Raw genomic sequence first — 15,517 nt, forward strand, 5'->3', positions numbered from 1 at the left:
CCGGTGGCCTGTCGTCTCGGTCCGCAAGATCCGTGAAGACATTATAGTGAATTCATTTTGAAACGCATGGCGGCTCGGCCCGCGAATTCGGGGGCGGTCGGGAGATATCGGAGCAAGTTCGCATCACATGCAGAAAAGATGATCGTTCCGGTCGGGAGGTTCGCATCCGGTCGGGGCTTCGGGGGAGGTCGGCGGGGGCATCCGACCCGGGTTCTGCCGAAGTGCCGAGATTCCCGGTAACGTTCCGCGAGGGATTCCGGAATAGGGAGTGGGGCGATCCGCGCCTTTCGAGAAATCGGCGGGAATTGCGCCGGGGTGCGGACTTTGCCACACTCCTCTGGCATTATAGCGCCGGAGCCTATCCCTCGAAGGACGCACGCAACCGTCTGTTGAGAACGACGCACTCCCGAGTGGCACCAAACGGTTCGGTTGACGAACGTTTCGCCGCAATGACGATCAAGAGCGGATGACGACGCGCCCATCCCGGATGTCAGATCCACGGCTTCACCCCCGCGGTTGGAGCCGCCTCGATGCCGAAGGCCTTCACAAAACGAGGAGATGCGAGTCATGTCTCACGACCCGAATGCAATGACGGATCGCCGTAGCTTCCTCCAGGCCGGGGCCCTGTCCACGGCCGCCGCTCTCAGCCTTGCCCCAGGCGCCAGGGCCGCCGATGCGCCCGCCGCAGCCGCCCCGAAGGTCGAAGCCGTCCCCAGGCGCAAGCTCGGGAAGACGGGCGTCGACGTCACGATCCTGAACCAGGGGACCTGGCGGGCCTCGGGCGTCGACCGCCTCATCAGGCTCTCCTACGCCAACGGCGTCCGCACGTTCGACACGGCTGCATCCTATGGATCGGAGCCGAACTTCAAGCGCTGGTTCGCCGAGAGGCCGGAGGTCCGCGACACGATCTTCCTCGTGAGCAAGACCGGCGCCAGGAGCGTCGATCAGTTCGTTGCGGACATCGACAAGCGGCTGGAGGCGTGCGGGACTGACCGCCTCGACCTCTACTTCTGGCACGCGATGGGCGATCACGGCGAGGCCGTCGACTTCCCCAAGAGCCGCGAGTTCGGCCAGGCCATCGAGAAGATCAAGAAGTCGGGCAAGGCCAAGTACGTAGGCTTCTCGACCCACCACCGCACCCGCGCGGAGCTCATCCAGTCGGCCGCCGATGGCGGGTTCGTCGACGCGATCATGCTCCAGTACAGCCCGTTCCTCATCAAGGATACGCCGCTGAACAAGTCGCTCGACGCCGCCTACAAGGCGGGCATTGGCCTGATCTCGATGAAGCAGACGGCCGGCCAGTTCGGCGGCGGGGCCAAGCGATCGGCGATGGACGAGACGGCCCACCGCCTCGCCCCGATGCTCAAGGACAAGAAGCTGAACCCGTTCCAGGGCCTGCTGCAGGCAATCTGGACCGACGAGCGCATGGCGACCATCTGCGTCACCATGAACAACACCGACCAGATCCGCGAGAATGTCGACGCGGCCAAGCGGTTCGAGCCGTTCAACGCGAATGAGCTGCAGCAGCTCCAGGCCGCCGCCCTGTCGTCCAACCCCACCTTCTGCGCCGACTGCGAAGGCAAGTGCGCGGAGGCCGGTGGCACGCAGGCCCGCCTCGGCGACCTCGTCCGCTACCTGACCTACCACGAGCACCACGGCTATCGCAGCGAGGCTCGTCGTTACTACCAGGAGCTCACCGAGGTCGAACGCAACTGGGCCGGGGTCGACCTCGAGGCCGCCCGCGAAGCCTGCCCGAGCAAGCTCAACTTCGCCAAGCTACTCCCCGAAGTCGACAAGCTCCTCTCCTGAGCCCGAGCCGACTTCAGACCGTCAACGACGCGGGCCGGGGTTCCCAAGGAACCCCGGCCCGTTTTGATTTCTTTCAGGCTTCGATGGGGCGTCTCAAGACGCGCCAACGGCGGCTTCCATCTCGGGAGAAGGAGCCGGCTTCGCCGTCGCGGGGCGCGAGGTGGCGAGCCTGGCGAAGATCTGGTCGGCGCTGAAGGGTAGGCTGAAGTAGCGGACCCCCGTGGCGTCGGCGATCGCGTTGCCCATCGCCGGGGCGATGGGGACGATCGGGGCCTCTCCCACCGGCTTCGCGCCCAGGGGCCCGTAGCGGTCGCGGGTCTCGGGGAAGAAGACCTCGGATCTGGGGATGTCGGCGAACGCGGGGATCCGGTAGTTCCGGAAGGTCGAGTTCACGAGGGTGCCCGAGGCGTCGAAGACCATGCGCTCGAACATGGTCGTCCCGATCCCCTGCGCGATCCCCCCCTCGACCTGCCCCTTCGCCTGCATGGGGTTGATGATCGTGCCGGCGTCGAAGGCCTGGACGCTCTGGAGGATCCGGATCTCGCCCGTGACCCGGTGTACGGCGATCCGGAAGCCGTGCGCCATGAACGCCGTCGAGCGCGGCGACCCGTAGGCCTTGCGCGAGGCGTGGAGCTTGCCGGGCTGAGGCGCGGTCTCGAAGAGCTCCTTCAGCGGGAGCGTGCGGTCGCCGCAGCGGACGTGCCCGTCGCCGAGGACGCAATCCCCGACGGGCGCGCCGGTGAGCTTGCTGGCGACTTCCAGGAGGTTCTCCCGCAGGGCCTCGGCCGCCTTCTGCACGCCCAGGGTGGCGATGCTGATGCCCGTGCTGGCGAACGTCCCCGTGTCATAGGGGGTCTTGTCCGTGTCGGCGAAGTCCATGGCGACGGAACCGGCCTTCGCGTTCAGCACCGAGGCCGCGACCTGCCTCTGCGCATTGCGGATGCCGTTGCCGAATTCGGCCGATCCGACCCCGAGGTGGAACGTGCCGTCGGGGAGCAAGGACAGGTGAGACTCCGAGCGGTGCTCCGTCGGCGGGGCGCAGTCCTGCGCGTGGATGGCGGCGCCTCGGCCTTCGAGCCAGTCGTCCCCCTCGGGCTTCGGCTCGCCCCGGCCGCTGGCCAGGGCCTCCTCGACGAAGTCAAGGCACTGGTCCAGGGCGTAGCTGCCGATCACGCTGTCGTGCGGCGACGGCCATATGCTGTGGATCGGGTCGTCTTCCCGGATCATGTTCTCGCGGCGGAACGTGAAGGGATCGATCTCGAGCTTCCTGGCGAGCTCGTCGATGGCGGACTCGATGGCGAAGGCCGGCTGCGAGGCCCCGTAGCCGCGGAAGGCGCCCGCGGGGACGATGTTGGTGTAGACCGCGAAGCCGGTCCCCTTCTTGTTCGGGCAGCGGTAGGTGGCCATCGCCGACCCGAGCGACGAGGCGAGCACCTCGCCGGCGTGGTTGCCATACGCCCCGGTGTTGGAGACGGTATGGATCTGCATGGCGGTGAGCGTGCCGTCGCGCTTCCCGCCGAGCTTGATCGTGATCTTCATCGGGTGGCGGGAGACCGTCGCGGTGAACTCCTCGGTGCGGGTGAACTCCCACTTCACAGGGCGGCCGAGGTCCAGGGCGGCATGCACGCAGAGGTCCTCGGTCAGCATCTCCTGCTTGCCGCCGAAGCCGCCGCCGACGTGCTCGGAGAAGACGCGGATCTGCTCCGGGCTCTTCACGAACAGGTGCGCGAGCTTGAGCTTGATGAGGTGGGGCGTCTGGGTGCTGGTGCGGACGTGGATGCGGTCGTCGGCCGTGACCCAGGCGATCGTGCCGTGCGTCTCCATGTGCGCGTGCTGGATCTTCGGCATCGAGAACGTGCCTTCGTAGATGGCATCGGCCTCGGCGAAGCCGCTGGCCGTGTCGCCGGCCTCGGCCTCGATCTTCTTGAAGATATTGTGCTCGGCGTCCTCGATCCGGGACTCGACCCCCTTGCCGCCGTGGATCTTCGGGGCGCCCGGGAGCATGGCCTCCTCGGGGTCGAAGACGGCGGGGAGGACCTCGTAGTCGATCTCCACGAGCCGGCAGGCGGCCTCGGCGGCGGCCTCCGTCTCGGCGACGACCGCCGCGACCCGCTGCCCGATGAACCGGGCGACGTTGTCGAGCAGGTACGTGTCGTCGGGGTCGACGTGGAAGTCGTCGTGCGCGGCGGTCGTGAAGGCACGCCTCGGCACGTCCTCGAAGCAGTAGACGGCGTGGACCCCCGGCATGGCCAGCGCCTTGTCCTTGCGGACGGCCCGGATCCGGGCGTGGGCGTGGGGAGAGCGGACGACCTTGAGGTGGAGCATCCCCTCCATCTCGACGTCCATCGTGTAGCAGGCGTTGCCCGTGACGATCCGCTCGGCCAGCGGGTTGGGGAGGCTCGACCCGCAGGCGTGCCCCGCCCTGTCCTCGTCGACCGACGCGACGCCGCGCACGGCGTCCTCGATCGCGCGATAGCCGGTGCAGCGGCAGAGGTTGCCCTTGAGGTGGAACGGGAGGTCCTGCTTCTGCTCCTCGGAGAGGCTCGCGGAGGTCATCACCATGCCCGCCGCGCAGAAGCCGCACTGGAAGGCCTGGGCGTTGAGGAAGGCCTTCTGCATCGGGTGGAGCTCACCGTTGCAGGCCAGCCCCTGGAGCGTCGTGACCTCGCGCCCCTCGGCCCGGAACGCGGGGACGAGGCAACTGTGGACCGGCTTGCCGTCGAGCCAGACCGTGCAGGCGCCGCAGTCTCCGGCGTCGCAGCCCTTCTTCACGCCGAACCACCCGAGGCTCCGCAGGAAGGTGCGCAGGCACTGGCCGGGACGAGGCTCCGCCGCGAAGGCCTTGCCGTTGATCTGAAAGTTCATGGCAGTTCCCCGGGTCGAGGTGGTCCCGATCAGGCGAGACGGGAGGAGAGTTCCGAGCGGATCTGTTCGGCGAAGTAATACGTCAGGTGCTTGCGGTGGGCGGGCGAGCCGTGGACGTCGTCGAGGTACAGGTCGAAGGGCACCGCGTCGTCGATCGCACGCTTAAGCTCGGCCGCCGTGGGGAGGCTCTCGAAGCGGAGCTGGATCGGCATGAGTGTGGCGGCGGTGATCGTGAGCAGGAGATCCCCATGCTCGGTCGACTGCGTGCCGACGAGCAGTACCTCGGATCGTCCGAGGTGGGTGAGCGTGAACCGGCGGAAGACGTACCGCTTGCGGAGCGCGAAGGCGGGGAGGTAGATCGACCGCAGGAGTTCGCCGGGGGCGAGGACGTTCTGGTGGTTGCCCGTGACGAACTCGGCGACCGGGACGTAACGGGGCTTGCCCCCCCTCGGCCAGAGGGTGCAGACCCCCTCGAGCGCGGCGGTCAGGGAGATCATCGGCCCCGCCGGCAGCGACATGCAGACGTTGCCCCCGACCGTTGCCTCGTTCCAGATCTTGAACGAGGAGAGGAACGACCGGCAGCAGTCGCGGAGCAAGGGCGCCGCCGTCCAGTCGGCCGGGGCCCGCTCCGCGAATTGGTCGAGCTCCACGACCTTGCACGTCGACGCGACCTCGAGCCCGGCCTCAGAGGCCTCGAGCGAGGCCCAGCCGAGCGACTCGAGGTCGATCAGCGTGTGCGTGTTGACCTGGGGCTCCGAGAAGAGCCAGGTCCCCCCGGCGAGCCAGGCGTATCCGGCCTCCCACGAGGCGATCTCCTCCGCCCGCGCGGGGCGGCGGACTCGATTGATGGTGTGCAGATCCATGGGATAGCCGCCGGAAGAGGGGAGGAGACTCGTGACACTGAGGGGGCAACCCCTGCACGACCTGCCCTACTATACTCCCCCGGCATGGGGCAAGGGAAGTGCCCGAATACGTCGGAATCGGACACGAACAGATCTAGGCCGAAAAAACCGGAGAATATCGAGCACACGATGCTGGCTCTACATGCTCAAAACGAAAGGCACAAGCGATCGTCGACGACATTTTTGGCTTTCCCATCCCTGGAGATCGCCGGATGCTTGAACCCGCCGCGCGGTTGCACTATCACAAGGTCTGTTCTTGATGCGTCCATGTGTCCGACGTGAGCCTGGCGGCTCGGGGTCGAGCCGGCCCCCCGCGTTCGCGCCGGCCTCGGCAATGCCTTCGTAAGTCCGAAAGGCATCGTTGCGACTCGCGGATAGGTAACGAAGGGAGGGCGGTGACCTGAGCGACTCAACGAATCTCGAGACGAGGCCGAAGGTCCGGCGCGGGCTCACGATCGGCGATGTGATGATCCTGACCGCCGCCACGGCCGCGGGGCTGGCCCTGGCGCGTTCGAAGGGCATCGACCTGACGATGCTCCCGGCGACCGGGAAGTTGAAGATCATCAACGACGTGCTGTTGGGGAACCTGACGGCCGTGCCCGTCCTCCTCTGCTGGACGGCGGCCCTCTTCCTCCTGCGCACGCTGTCGTCGGGGGTTCGCCCGCGGAGGCACTGGCAGCAGCCGGGGGCGGTCGCCTGTGCCTCGGGGACCCTGGTGATCGTGCTGCAGTTGATCCCGCTCGTCATCCTGGCGACGACCGTCGGCCTCGAGGACGCGTCGTCGAGGGGTTTCGCCGCCCGGATCAATGCGTTGATCCCGACCATCGCGCAGAATGTCCCCTGGGCCGTCGAGGGGACCTGGATCGCGCTCTTCCTGGGAGCCGGCTGGAGGCGCAGCGGCGACTGGCTCGATCGGCTCGGCGTGATCGTGGGGATCGGCTGGATCCTCAGCCAGCTCGTCGAGCAGACCTGCATCCTCGTCGTCGCCCTGCGGTGGATCTGATCGGGGCGGGGTTCGACGAGAAACATCGGCAGACTTGGAAGCGGGGTGACTCATGAATTATGTACGACTCGGCAGGACCGGCCTGCGGATCTCCCAACTGACCCTCGGCTGCATGAGCTACGGGGTGCCCGAGCGGGGGGCACACCTCTGGTCCCTCACCGAGGAGCAGAGCCGCCCGTTCATCCGGCGGGCGCTCGACCTGGGGATCAATTTCTTCGACACGGCCAACTCCTACTCCGACGGCACGAGCGAGGAAATTGTCGGCCGCGCCCTCCGCGACATGGCCAAACGCGACGAGGTCGTGATCGCGACGAAGGTCTACCACGCGATGCGGAAGGATCCGAACGGCCGGGGCCTCTCGCGAAAGGCGATCCTGTCGGAGGTCGACAATAGCCTGCGGCGACTGGGCACCGATTACATCGACCTCTATCAGATCCACCGCTGGGACAGGGAGAGCCCGATCGAGGAGACGCTCGAGGCGCTCCACGACGTGGTGAAGGCGGGCAAGGTCCGCTACATCGGGGCCTCGTCCATGCACGCCTGGCAGTTCTGCAAGGCGCTCTACCTGGCCGACCTCCACGGCTGGACGCGGTTCGTCTCGATGCAGAACCATTACAACCTGCTCTATCGCGAAGAAGAGCGGGAGATGATGGGCCTCTGCCAGGCCGAGGGGATCGGCGTCATCCCCTGGAGCCCCCTGGCCCGAGGCCGATTGGCTCGCGCCTGGGAGGAACGCTCGAGCACCGAGCGAGCCGGCACCGACGAGTTCGGCAAGACCCTCTACGCCAGGACCGAGGAGACCGATCACGCGGTCATCGACCGGGTGGGAGAAGTCGCCGCGGCGCGGGGGATCCCGCGCTCGCAGGTCGCGCTGGCCTGGCTGATCGGCAAGCCCGGCGTGACCTCGCCGATCATCGGCGCGACCAAGCCCCACCACCTTGAGGACGCCATCGCCGCGCTCGGGGTCAGGCTCACACCCGAGGAAGTGGCCCGCCTCGAAGAGCCGTACGCGCCGCATCCGGTCCTCGGGTTCGCCTGAGGTTGTATGGGTATTTGAGTGTATGTCGTTTCTGTTGTCTCGTTGGGTTCGCTCTTGGCGCGGTCGGGCCCACCTTTCGTCGGCCCGACCGCGGTGGCACAATGACCGGCTGCTTCGTCTCGCGGGGATCCCTCTTGCCCCACTGCGGAAGCCGGTCGTCACGCAGAACCAGCGGAGAAGGATACACATGGCTGATCAACTGACTCGACGTGGATTCATGGGAACGACGGGCGTCGCCGCCGCGTCGTACTCGCTCGGTTTGGCGGCGGTCGGGGCCAGGTCGGCTCGGGCCGAAGACCCGCCGCAATCGGCGGCCAAGGCCCCCGTCATCGGCCTCATCGGCGCGGGGGGCATGGGCCGGCACAACATGGGCGTCTTCATGGATCAGAAGATCCCGGTCGCCGCCGTCTGCGACGTGGACGAGTCGCACGCCCGCGAGGCCGCCGATCAGGTCGAGAAGAAGCAGGGCAAGCGGCCCGAGATCTTCAAGGACTTCCGCAAGCTCCTCGAGCGGAAGGACATCGACGCCGTCATCATCGGCACCCCCGACCACTGGCACGCCCTCGCCTCGATCCACGCGAGCGATGCCGGCAAGGACGCCTACTGCGAGAAGCCGATCAGCCACAACATCACCGAAGGCCGCGCGATGGTCGACGCGGCCACGAGGCACAAGCGGGTCGTCCAGGTCGGCACCTGGCAGCGCAGCACCCGCGAGTTCGCAGACGCCGTGGCGTACATCCGCAGCGGCAAGCTCGGCAAGATCACCACCTGCCGCGCCTGGAAGTCGGACAACAACCAGCTCGGCCACAACGCCGCCACGAACCCGCCCCAGGGGCTCGACTACGACTTCTGGGTCGGCCCTGCGGAGATGGTGCCGTACACCGAGAAGAACTGCCATTACAACTGGCGCTGGTTCTTCAACACGGCGGCGGGCATGACCGGCGACTGGGGCGTTCATATGATGGACATCGCCCTGCTCGGCATGAGCCCCGACACCGACCTTGTGATGCCGGAGGAGGTGACCTCTTACGGCGGGAGCCTCGCGTATCCGGGGGATGACCGCACGACGCCCGACACGCAGCTCGCCCTGATGAAGTTCCCCGGCTTCGTCCTGCACTGGGAGACCGGCCGGAAGAGCCTCGACGGCGGCCCCGACCACGGCACCGAGTTCATCGCCGCCGACGGCAGCTCGCTGATGGTCTGGCGAGGCGGCTGGACGATCAAGGGGCCGGACGGCAAGGAGCGCGAGAAGCCCAAGATCGAGGGGGAGTACAACGGCCTGACCAGCCACGTGCAGGACTTCCTCAGGTGCATCGAGACCCGCGACCGCCCCAGATCGAACCTCCCCTCGATGTACCAGACGACTGCCGTTTGCCACCTCGCCAACGTCTCGCTCCTGGCCGGCAAGACGGTGCGCTGGGATAAGCAGAAGAATGACCTCGTCGGCGAGGCCGGGCGCGACACGCTCGCCTATCGCCGGGAGTACCGCAAGCCCTGGACCTTGCCGTACGCCTGAGGTCGTCCACGCCTCGGCGGGAGGGAGCCGAGCCGGCCATCGGGCCGCGCGGCCCCTCCCCGTCTGCATGCCCGGTCGACCTGGTCCCGGAAAACGGGATGACTGGCACGCGAATTGTCGTGGCAAGTCTCCCGGCGTTCGGCTCCAATGAATCTCCCGTGCGATGGCATTCGGGCCGAGGGTGAGTCCTTCAGGGAACCCCCCCATGAAATCCAAGGCGGAACAGGACACCGGCGAGTTCATCGCGTTCGACCAGCAAGTCTCTCAGTTCTATGAGAGCGAGCCGAAGATCCGGGTGAAGGTCGACGTCTGCGGGAAGTCGCACCCGGGGAACAAGCGTCCCAACAACGAGGACCAGTTCCTCGTGGTCAAACGCTATCGAGGCCGCGAGGTCCTCGCCTCGAGCCTGCCGCAGGAGATCCTCGAGTCCAACGAGGACTACGCCTATACCTTGACGGTCGCCGACGGACTGGGGGGGCAGAACTTCGGCGAGCTCGCCAGCCTGCTCGCCCTGCGGACCGGCTGGGAGCTCGGCGGCGACGAGATCAAGTGGACCGTCAGGGTGAACGAGCAGGAGACGGAAGACCTTCGGCACAAGGCCGAGGTCCTCTTCCGCCTGATTGATCAGACCTTGCACGCCGAGGCCCGCGAGAACCCCAGGCTGACGGGCATGGCGACGACGATGACGGTCTGCTACTCGACCGGGCCGAAGCTCTTCGTCATGCACGTGGGCGACTCCCGGGCTTATATCTACAGCGGCGGGACCCTGCGGCGCCTGACGAAGGACCACAACCTCGGGCAGGTCCTGATCGACTCGGGGGTCGTCCCCCCCGACTCGCCCAAGGCCAAGAAGCTCCAGCACGTCCTGACCAACGTTCTGGGGGGTAATGACAAGTCGGTGGAGGTCGACGTGGATTCGTGCGTCCTCTCCGACGGAGACCGCGTGCTCCTCTGCAGCGACGGCCTCTACAGCGAGCTCAGCGACGAGGAGATCAGTCAGGTCCTGGAGCAGCACCCCGAGCCGGACGACGCCTGTCAGGCGCTGATCGATATGACCCTCAGCCGCCCGGCCAGGGACAACGTCACCGTCGTCGTCGCCCGCTATCAGTTCCTTTGATTCGAACGCGGTCGGAGTCTTGCGGACCCCGGCAAACTCGCCGGGGGATCGGCCCGGTCTGGGCGTTCAACGTGAAGACGACGGACTCGGCTGTGATCCGCCGGGGCTTCGGCGTCGCTCGAGGCTCGCGCGTCCTGGAGCTGGGATTCTTCCATCGCCGCGATGAGGTCAAGTACGAGCTCACCGCCGCCCGGTATGACAAGGAGGCCCGCTCCGCTCCCTCGAAGACGCTCTGGATGCCGAAGGAGGAGGTCGAAGCCCTGCGTCCCCGGGCCATCGCCGAGCTGAACCGACGATCGGGCGAGGCCCGCGACGGCGCGAGGCTCGCGAGCCTGCTCGACAATGGCCTGACGCAGGAGACGCGGGCGAACTGGCAGAACGCCGTGGTCCTCCTCGCCTGGCTCTCGATCTTCGCCACGGCCTGGGCGGGCTTCGGGCTGGGTCGGCCAGGTAAGGCCGAGAAATCGACAGAGGTGATGCACCAAGACGTCGCGTGAAAGATCACGCGGCATGCTCGACGCAAATGTGCCTTGCGAAAGCCCCGGGCATCGGCCATGATCCGACCTGGCGGGACGCTCCGCCCTGATGCTGGGGTCAGCCTTGTCGGATCCTTTGGGCGAGGCATGCGGCATGAGCACGTACGTGATTCGAGGCGGGCGCGACGGCGATGCGCGTCTGAAGACCCTCGCGAGGGTCATGCGGCCCGGCACCGGGCGCCTGCTCGACGAGGTCGGCGTAAAGTCCGGCTGGCGCTGCCTCGACGTCGGCTGCGGCGGGGGGCAGGTCACGCTGGAACTGAGCCGCCGCGTGGGGCCGAGCGGCGAGGTCGTCGGGCTCGACTCCGACGGCACGATCCTGGGCCTCGTGCATGCCTACGCCGAGGCCGCGGGGGCCGCCAACGTGCGCTGCGTGCAGGGGGACGCGCTGACCCTGTGGCCCGAGGAGAGCTTCGACCTCACCTACGCCCGGTTCCTGCTCAGCCACGTCGCCAACCCCAAAGCCGTGCTCGACGGGATGGCCCTGGCGACGCGTCAAGGAGGCGTGGTCGTCGCGGAGGATGTCGAGTTCGCCGGGCACCTCTGCTATCCCCGTTCCGCCCCCTTCGACCGCTATGTCGAACTCTACCGCGAGGTCGTCCGCCGTCGCGGGGGCGATGCCGAGATCGGGCCGAGGCTCGCCTCGCTCTTCCACGAGGTGGGGATCGAGGATGTCCGGGTCCACCTCATCCAACCCGCAGCTCTGTCGGGCGACGTGAAGGAGATGGCCCCGATCACCATGAAGCTGATCGGCGACAGCGTGGTCGCCGAGGGCCTGGCCTCGGAGGATGAGGTGGCCTCGCTCGTCGCCGACCTGACGGAGCAGGCCTACGACCCGGCGGCGCTGACGACCCTCCCTCGCGTCTTCCAGGTCTGGGGCGTCAAGACGTGACGCCCATCCCCCTGCTCTGATTCAATTCCAGGCCAGCTTCGCCCGCGTCTCCCAGTATTCGTTTGCAGGCTCGGCGAATCCGGCGAACTGCTGGCGCAGGCTCGCATCCCAGGTTACGCCCAAAGCCTTGAGGTTGGCCCGGAGTTGGTTGACGGTGGCGGCCCCGCTCAGGACGACGTCGACCCAGCCTTGATCCAGCACGGCGGAGAGCGCGAGGGCGTCGATGGTCACGCCAAGCTCGGCCGATGCTTTCTCGAGCCGGCTCCGCTTGTCCGCGAAGGCCGGCTTGGCGTTGCGATCGGTGAGCCGGCCGTTGGCCAGACCTTCCTTGATGATGACCCCCACCCCTGCCTTGCGGGCTTCCGCAAGGGCCTCGCTGGCCGAGGTTTCCAGCAGGTTCCAGGTGGCCTGGACGCAGTCGAAGACCCGGCCTCGCGCGGCGTTCACCTCGATCGCCCGGCGGATCACCTCGGCTTGGCGAGGCCCTGAGACGGACAGCCCCACCTTGAGGCCCCCTTCGCGGAGGCGGGCCAGCTCGTCGAGGACTTCGCCGTTCTCGAGCACGCCGCTCTCGAGCGTGGCCGAGTGGATCTGGTAGAGGTCGAGATAAGACCCGAGCAGTTCGCGGCTCTCGACGACCTGGCGCCTCAAGGTCGCAAGCGAGTGGTCCTTGACCTCATGCTTCTCGGCCTCGACCTTCCATCCCGCCGTGTAGGTATAACCCCACTTCGATCCGACGGTGACCGACCCCGGCTCAATGCCTCGGCTTTCGAGCCATCGGCCGAGGAAGGCCTCGGCCCTGCCGTACGAGCGGGCGGCGTCGAGGTAGCGGACCCCGGCCTCGCGGGCGGCGTCGAGGACCTCGAAGGCACCTGCCTCCATCGTCTCGACCTCGAGGTCTCCGTGGAGGTCGGCCGCGTGCCCGAGGTTGATGTACCCGGGGCGTCCCAGCGCCGCCAGGCCGATCCCCATCCGCGAGACGGCGAGCCCGGTCTCTCCGAGCGTTGTCAGTTGCATCGAGCGTCACTCCAGGATACGTCGAGAGTCTTGGATCGGTCGGACGTCCCGTCGCCCCGATCCTTTCGGCCAGGGAGCAAGGATATCCGAAGTGAGGCCCGCGCCCCGAGCCCTTCTCGCCGCGAGCGTGCCCGCCGCGTGCTAGAATTGCCCGACGGAATGGGGAGGCGACCACCGAGGGTCAATCGCGACACCCTGGTCAGGCGCCACCGAACCGTCATGATTTCCCTTGCCACACTCCTCGCGGCCTCGATCCTGGGTCAGGCGGGACCTGACCTCAGCGCCAAGATCGTCGTGAAGGGGGGCGACCATGCCCCCGGGATCCTCGTCAATTACACGGCCGGCGCCCGCCCGTTCGATCCGATCAACCCGAGCCTCCCCACGGTGGCCGTGACCCACGGCCTCAACCCCTATCACCCGGTCCTGCACTTCGCCATGGCCGAGCGCTACGCCGAGTCCATCGGCCGGAAGTATGGCGCGGGGGTCAACGTCGTGGGCTGGGACTGGAACGCGGCGACGATGCCGAGCGTCCGGCCTTCCGTCATCCGGCAGAACGCCATCGCCCAGGGCCATGCGTTCGGGAATGCCCTGCTGAACGCGGGCGTCGACCCGGCGAGCGTCCACCTCGTCGGCCAGAGCTCGGGCTGCCTCACGATCGCCGCCGCCGCCCGGTTCTTGCTCCAGCACACGGGGCGTCGCGTCGGCCGGATCTCCGTCCTCGACCCGTCCATCGCCGAGCATCCCTTGCTCTTCGACGAACTCGACGTCGTCTCGACAACGAACTACCTCGAGCACATCTGGGTCCCGGGTGCCAGCGGGTTCAGTTGCCAGGTCGACCGCCCGGGGGTCAACAACCTCTGCGTCCCCGGCCCTAGGGGAGTCCGCGGCCTCTTCAACCCGCTCCACCTCGACCACCTCTACGCCATCGGCTGGCACGCCCGCGAACTCGGGCGCTGAGCGCCGCCGTTTCGCGACCGCGAAGAGAACTCGTGCTTTGAGCCGAATCGCCTATAATCGGCCCACGCCCAGGATCGCAAGGTCGCGGTCGAGGCGCGTTGCGCAGCAGGTCGGAACTACGGAGGGCCGAGACATGGCGATCGTCGTCCGGGAGAACTTCCTGTCCCCCCAGGAATGCGCGGACATCATCCAGTGCGCCAAGACCCTGACCACCTGGGATACCCGGGCCCAGGGCTACTGGAATTCGCGGATCGCCCACGCCACCGAGTTCCTCAACCCGGCCGCCAGGGATCAGCTCGTCGAGATCCGCAAGCGCGTGGGCCGGGAGATCCGCCAGTCGTACGGCCTGACCCAGCCGATCACCGCCGACACCTTGCAGATCGTCCGCTGGCCCGAAGGGTTCGACCAGGCCCCCCACGCCGACGCCGAGAACCCCAACGGCGCCCCGCACCCCTACGCCTGGCGAGCCTTCGCGTCATTGATCTACGTGAACAATGATTACGAAGGGGGGCAGATCTTCTTCCCCAACCAGCGCCTGGCCCCCAAGATCACGCCCGGCATGCTCGTCTTCTTCCCCGGCACGCTCGAGTACCTGCACGGCGTCACCAAGGTCACGCAAGGCGTCCGCTACACGGTCGCCTCGTTCTGGACCTTCGACCTCAGCAAGGGGGACGGCCTGCCGGTGGAGTGACACTACCGCTACTTCGTTGCGGTGATGGTCGTGGGCGGAACGCCAAGCAGAAAATTGGAGCCCTTCGGTGCGTGGTCGATGAGCCGGGAGGGAGATTGAAACAGGATGACGTTACCGGCGGCCGTCTTCCCCAACGTCAAATCCGCCCCTTTGGGGAACGGACGGGTGCTGAGGGTCAGCATGTTTCGCGACCCAAAGACCGTCGCGCCGGTCGCCGTCTCGATCTTCTGGCAGTCCATGAACGCGGAGATTCGGTTGTCGGCGGGCGCGGCATCCTCGGCGGCTCCGATCTGGATGTGGTCGTTGCAAAGATGGATGTTGACCTCTTCAATCGTGTTCCGCGAGACTCCGCCGGTGAGTTTCAGGCCGGAGCCGCATCCGACGGTCTCCACCACCGTGATCTTGTTGGCATCGATCGAGCCGTTGGAGCCATCTAGCCAGAGGCCGGTCCCGACCCAGCGTCTCGAGCGGTCGAGTTCCGAGTTGTGTGCTTCCCCACCAGGCCAGGCGCCTCCGCCCCCGACCAGGGCGTTGAAGACGAACTCGCAGGCGGTCACGACGCGGAAGCCGTCGGGCCCCTTGCTCTTCGGGGCGATCCGGACGACGGCCCCATCCGCATTCGAGACGATCAGGCCGAAGCGATAATAGCCGCTCATCTGGCTATCGAAGACGACGGCATCGCCGGTCTTCGGGGTGTAATTCAGGACCGCATGCCCGCTGTCGACCCGGGCGTTCTGCATCCAGGGGATATGCAGCGTTTCTTGCAAGTTATAGACGACGGCGGAGGTCTTCCCTTCGGTCCAGTTTCCACCGGAGATTTCCAGGTCCATTCCGCGCAGCTTGGCGGCATCGAACGCTTCTTGCAGTCCCGAGGTTTTCGTACCGGGCGTGCGCGGTCCAAAGTCGCCACCATCGAGCGGACCATTGGGAGAAACGATCAGCCGGTTCGATGGCCGCGGCCTGGGCACGTCCTCGCCGAGCGCACAGCTTGCAGCCATCCCGATCAATCCTGCGAGCAACGCTTTCACGCGAGTGGACAGGCCGAGCGTCATGGCGGGGACTCCAGAGGTTCGAGGGCGGGGTAGTTCGGCGGGTAAGGTGGGAACGAGAAACTATCTGACGCGATAACCGCAAGCAAGGGCCGCGTCGAACACTGCCCCGGCCAGAAAAATC

General features: G+C 67.0%; 13 protein-coding genes. 9 read left to right on the forward strand and 4 right to left on the reverse strand.

Going from position 1 to position 15,517, the window contains the following annotated elements:
* Positions 1–567 precede the first annotated feature (567 nt).
* Entirely contained in the window at positions 568–1,809 is a 1,242-nt protein-coding gene (locus tag ACOYYX_RS23390) for an aldo/keto reductase (protein ID WP_422924205.1), read from the forward strand.
* A gap of 93 nt (positions 1,810–1,902) precedes the next feature.
* On the opposite strand, the gene ACOYYX_RS23395 is transcribed toward ACOYYX_RS23390, so the two are convergent.
* Positions 1,903–4,674 carry a molybdopterin-dependent oxidoreductase gene (locus ACOYYX_RS23395; protein WP_422924207.1) on the reverse strand — a complete coding sequence of 924 codons (2,772 nt, stop codon included), beginning with the start codon at positions 4,672–4,674 and terminating at the stop codon, positions 1,903–1,905.
* Positions 4,675–4,703: 29 nt separating this feature from the next.
* Entirely contained in the window at positions 4,704–5,537 is an 834-nt protein-coding gene (locus ACOYYX_RS23400; RefSeq protein WP_422924209.1) for an FAD binding domain-containing protein, read from the reverse strand.
* A gap of 505 nt (positions 5,538–6,042) precedes the next feature.
* Between ACOYYX_RS23400 and ACOYYX_RS23405 the strand changes: the two genes are divergently transcribed.
* From ACOYYX_RS23405 to ACOYYX_RS23430, 6 genes are all read left to right on the forward strand, one after another.
* Complete coding sequence (locus ACOYYX_RS23405; RefSeq protein WP_422924211.1) at positions 6,043–6,579, forward strand: hypothetical protein; 537 nt, start codon at positions 6,043–6,045, stop codon at positions 6,577–6,579.
* Positions 6,580–6,631: 52 nt separating this feature from the next.
* The gene (locus ACOYYX_RS23410; RefSeq protein WP_422924213.1) at positions 6,632–7,618 is read left to right on the forward strand and encodes an aldo/keto reductase; all 987 of its coding nucleotides are present in this window, start codon (positions 6,632–6,634) and stop codon (positions 7,616–7,618) included.
* A gap of 187 nt (positions 7,619–7,805) precedes the next feature.
* A complete protein-coding gene (locus ACOYYX_RS23415) occupies positions 7,806–9,134 on the forward strand; it encodes a Gfo/Idh/MocA family oxidoreductase (RefSeq protein WP_422924214.1) in 1,329 nt (442 codons plus the stop codon).
* A gap of 205 nt (positions 9,135–9,339) precedes the next feature.
* Positions 9,340–10,251, forward strand: coding sequence for a PP2C family protein-serine/threonine phosphatase (locus tag ACOYYX_RS23420; protein ID WP_422924216.1), 912 nt, complete (start codon positions 9,340–9,342; stop codon positions 10,249–10,251).
* Between the two features lie 71 nt (positions 10,252–10,322).
* Positions 10,323–10,748 carry a hypothetical protein gene (locus ACOYYX_RS23425; RefSeq protein ID WP_422924218.1) on the forward strand — a complete coding sequence of 142 codons (426 nt, stop codon included), beginning with the start codon at positions 10,323–10,325 and terminating at the stop codon, positions 10,746–10,748.
* 133 nt (positions 10,749–10,881) lie between these two features.
* On the forward strand, positions 10,882–11,679 hold the full coding sequence (locus ACOYYX_RS23430) for a methyltransferase domain-containing protein (RefSeq protein WP_422924220.1): 798 nt from the start codon (positions 10,882–10,884) through the stop codon (positions 11,677–11,679).
* Between the two features lie 21 nt (positions 11,680–11,700).
* On the opposite strand, the gene ACOYYX_RS23435 is transcribed toward ACOYYX_RS23430, so the two are convergent.
* A complete protein-coding gene (locus ACOYYX_RS23435; protein WP_422924222.1) occupies positions 11,701–12,696 on the reverse strand; it encodes an aldo/keto reductase in 996 nt (331 codons plus the stop codon).
* 219 nt (positions 12,697–12,915) lie between these two features.
* Here ACOYYX_RS23435 and ACOYYX_RS23440 point away from each other — a divergent pair, with 219 nt between their 5' ends.
* Together ACOYYX_RS23440 and ACOYYX_RS23445 are read left to right on the forward strand one after the other, a co-directional pair.
* Positions 12,916–13,653 (forward strand): hypothetical protein, encoded by a 738-nt coding sequence (locus ACOYYX_RS23440; RefSeq protein ID WP_422924223.1) that lies wholly within the window; start codon positions 12,916–12,918, stop codon positions 13,651–13,653.
* A 133-nt stretch (positions 13,654–13,786) separates the two neighbouring features.
* On the forward strand, positions 13,787–14,344 hold the full coding sequence (locus ACOYYX_RS23445) for a 2OG-Fe(II) oxygenase (protein ID WP_422924225.1): 558 nt from the start codon (positions 13,787–13,789) through the stop codon (positions 14,342–14,344).
* A gap of 8 nt (positions 14,345–14,352) precedes the next feature.
* Here ACOYYX_RS23445 and ACOYYX_RS23450 read toward each other — a convergent pair whose 3' ends face one another.
* Positions 14,353–15,342 carry a hypothetical protein gene (locus tag ACOYYX_RS23450; protein ID WP_422924227.1) on the reverse strand — a complete coding sequence of 330 codons (990 nt, stop codon included), beginning with the start codon at positions 15,340–15,342 and terminating at the stop codon, positions 14,353–14,355.
* Positions 15,343–15,517: the final 175 nt, after the last annotated feature.

This window comes from Singulisphaera chitinilytica, from assembly GCF_049331405.1.
GTDB lineage: Bacteria > Planctomycetota > Planctomycetia > Isosphaerales > Isosphaeraceae > PoT.

What these genes read in the sequence shown, in the direction of transcription:
- ACOYYX_RS23450 (WP_422924227.1), bottom strand. Translation starts at nt 15,342, where the DNA reads ATGGCTGCAAGCTGTGCGCTCGGCGAGGACGTGCCCAGGCCGCGGCCA.
- ACOYYX_RS23395 (WP_422924207.1), bottom strand. Translation starts at nt 4,674, where the DNA reads ATGAACTTTCAGATCAACGGCAAGGCCTTCGCGGCGGAGCCTCGTCCC.
- ACOYYX_RS23435 (WP_422924222.1), bottom strand. Translation starts at nt 12,696, where the DNA reads ATGCAACTGACAACGCTCGGAGAGACCGGGCTCGCCGTCTCGCGGATG.
- ACOYYX_RS23405 (WP_422924211.1), top strand. Translation starts at nt 6,043, where the DNA reads ATGATCCTGACCGCCGCCACGGCCGCGGGGCTGGCCCTGGCGCGTTCG.
- ACOYYX_RS23390 (WP_422924205.1), top strand. Translation starts at nt 568, where the DNA reads ATGTCTCACGACCCGAATGCAATGACGGATCGCCGTAGCTTCCTCCAG.
- ACOYYX_RS23410 (WP_422924213.1), top strand. Translation starts at nt 6,632, where the DNA reads ATGAATTATGTACGACTCGGCAGGACCGGCCTGCGGATCTCCCAACTG.
- ACOYYX_RS23420 (WP_422924216.1), top strand. Translation starts at nt 9,340, where the DNA reads ATGAAATCCAAGGCGGAACAGGACACCGGCGAGTTCATCGCGTTCGAC.
- ACOYYX_RS23445 (WP_422924225.1), top strand. Translation starts at nt 13,787, where the DNA reads ATGGCGATCGTCGTCCGGGAGAACTTCCTGTCCCCCCAGGAATGCGCG.
- ACOYYX_RS23440 (WP_422924223.1), top strand. Translation starts at nt 12,916, where the DNA reads ATGATTTCCCTTGCCACACTCCTCGCGGCCTCGATCCTGGGTCAGGCG.
- ACOYYX_RS23430 (WP_422924220.1), top strand. Translation starts at nt 10,882, where the DNA reads ATGAGCACGTACGTGATTCGAGGCGGGCGCGACGGCGATGCGCGTCTG.
- ACOYYX_RS23415 (WP_422924214.1), top strand. Translation starts at nt 7,806, where the DNA reads ATGGCTGATCAACTGACTCGACGTGGATTCATGGGAACGACGGGCGTC.
- ACOYYX_RS23400 (WP_422924209.1), bottom strand. Translation starts at nt 5,537, where the DNA reads ATGGATCTGCACACCATCAATCGAGTCCGCCGCCCCGCGCGGGCGGAG.